Source organism: Moorena sp. SIO3B2, from assembly GCF_010692525.1.
In the GTDB taxonomy this organism is placed as follows: Bacteria; Cyanobacteriota; Cyanobacteriia; order Cyanobacteriales; family Coleofasciculaceae; genus Moorena; species Moorena producens.
Genome location: NZ_JAAHHE010000652.1, coordinates 1 through 2,464, shown reverse-complemented (window position 1 = coordinate 2,464; position 2,464 = coordinate 1). Strand labels below are relative to the sequence as shown.

Below are 2,464 nucleotides of genomic sequence, written 5' to 3'. Positions count from 1 at the left end.
ACCCCCAAGACCGTAATGGTGCGCTTTCCGTTGGCGAATTAAATTCGCCACGGGTCGCACCTCTGCATCGCTTACAAAGGGTGTGAGACTTTTGTCATGTCCTAACTGCCCTGGCGACTGCTATATACCAGTCGAAGCAAAGCTTAGGACATATTTCTTTTCCCTGCTCCCAGCTGTTGAAGCTGGTAGAGTCGATGCACTGTATTACCCGGGGCACCTCTCCTGTCATACCATACGTGAAAGTGGCGGGTAACAGAGCATACGTCACCGTATCTCCCTCCCCTAAGAACCGGACTTGACACTCCTCGCATCATCCGGCTCAAGCCTTTGCTTTCACAAAACATCTACCACTGTGTATTGTCTTATGGCAAATTTTGTGTAGGTGTTGAACACCTATTTCCTAAAATGAGAATTGCTGATTTCCAGCAAACTCCCTTGACAACTGGTATACAGCCTTAACTTGTCACCGATGACTATGAATTGAATTATGGACTCCTGTATAATTAGGTCTGTTGCTCCTAGGACACACTTTGTATTGTATTATTCCGATGCAGCTCAAAGTAAAGTAACTGCACAGGATAAAAAATACTGAAGCTTCATCTGGCACGCATCTTATTATAATATATGAACTCTACTAGTGAGGAATCCATAAATGAGTAGCTCTAACCCTTTTAAGGTTGCTCCAATTAAAGAAATTGTTTCTTATGAAGACTTTGAAAAAATTGATATACGTGTTGGCACAATCGAGCTAGTAGAAGATTTGCCAAAGTCAGATAAGTTGATCAGATTAACGGTTGACTTTGGTGATTTCAAACGCAAGATCCTAGTAGGTATGAAAAAAGAGAGAGAAAACCCTAAAGCAGAGATTGAGGGTAAGCAGGCTTTATTTATAGTTAATTTGAAGCCTAGGAAGATGATGGGAGAACAATCAGAGGGCATGCTTTTTGATATTGGCTATGCAGATGGTATAACCCCAGTTTTAGCTATGCCTGAAAAGATCATTCCGAATGGTACTCGTGCAGGATAAAGCAAGGGCATCTATCTAGTGTGGGGGGATATACGAACGCTACCCCACTATGCCCAAACGAATCAGCGTTGCTTAATAATGAAATGATTTTAAGAGTGAGGTGGAATGGGCATTTTGCTGTGGAATGGGCATTTTGCCGGTTATCAATATTCCCATTCCACAGCAGGATGCCCACTCTACTCCTATTGAACGTCAGTAAGGGATCATAAAAAAGCTGAAGTCCTTGCCTAATGAAGCTTGAACCCGATTAACTTCCCCCACGAATAGGAAAAGGAGGGGGGATACTCTTAAACCGTAATTAATCGGGATAATCCCGGATAAGACGGTCAAGGTGCATTTTATTGTGGTCTAAGTGAGGGGTGGTCATCGGCAATTGGAGTTAAGCCTGCCACCCATCTATTTAGACGTTCCTGGCATCCCGACCAGGAGTTCCTTGAAAGCCCGAGCAAAGCTCATGTTTACAATCAAGCAATCCAAGCTCAATTGCATCAAGCAAACTCAGTCCCATCCCTTCCAAGAAACGCGCGGTACGACGCAACAACACTGCCTGCACCTCGGTCTTACTCATGTACCGAGTAATGTCCTGATCCGTACCTCTGCTAAGGACATTTTTGGCAGCATTGTGGTCAGCCTGTAACACGACCCCATTAAACCTGGTGAAACTGTCCCCGCTCCTTTTCCCTAATAGGGTTCCAGTCACGGAGTCAATTTGCGACGTGTAACTAGGTTGAACTTCTGTAACAACCGACCCAGTCCAATTAGCCCACTTCTGTAAGGAGTCCCGCATTTGACCCTTCATCCAACTATTAAGCTTACGGGACATGGCCTTGGACTGACGTTTATTTTTTATTGGTTGTGTTAAATCTTCCGCAAAAACTTTCAACGATTCACCATTAAAAAGAGATTTAGAAGCGGCTCCTATAATGGCTGTAAGTTCCGATTGATTTTGTCTGTAGCGTTTATTTTCTGTCTTTCGACTAAGATTGTTTTTCAGTATTCGAGCAGATCTAGATGGATTTAGTTCCTCTAGCTTTCTATGAAGTGCCCATAGTTTCCCTCTATTGCGATTCTTGGCACATATTCTATCTGATTTCTTGGTAGTTTCTTTCCCTAGTCCCTTCCCATGCGCGTGACCATCCGAATCATAGAAAGCTTCGGTGTATCCCTTGTCTACTCCTACACTCTTGAGTTCAGATGGTATTTCTACGGTTCCATGGTCTACTAGAAAATGAATCTCAAATCTTGGCAAAACGTGATTATGTATCAACCGAATCTGTCCTTTCAGTTTTCGGTTAGATCTAACGATTACCGTAAGAATTCAGGTGAGAGGGGTTGACAAAATCAAGAAATCCGGTATGGTGACGGCATGAGCGAAAAACCGAAACCCGAAAAACTAGCTCCCCCCCAACTCAAGCAACTGACAACGGAGCAGTTGGT

The 2,464-nt window shown here is 43.6% G+C and carries 2 protein-coding genes; one reads left to right on the top strand and one right to left on the bottom strand.

Annotated features, from left to right (window positions below; all coding sequences use genetic code 11):
• Positions 1–652: 652 nt before the first annotated feature.
• Positions 653–1,027 (top strand): tRNA-binding protein, encoded by a 375-nt coding sequence (locus tag F6K38_RS39385; protein WP_008188182.1) that lies wholly within the window; start codon positions 653–655, stop codon positions 1,025–1,027.
• A 400-nt stretch (positions 1,028–1,427) separates the two neighbouring features.
• Here the strand turns inward: F6K38_RS39385 and F6K38_RS39380 are convergent, their stop codons facing one another.
• Positions 1,428–2,294, bottom strand: coding sequence for a zinc ribbon domain-containing protein (locus F6K38_RS39380; protein WP_287360343.1), 867 nt, complete (start codon positions 2,292–2,294; stop codon positions 1,428–1,430).
• Positions 2,295–2,464 lie beyond the last annotated feature (170 nt).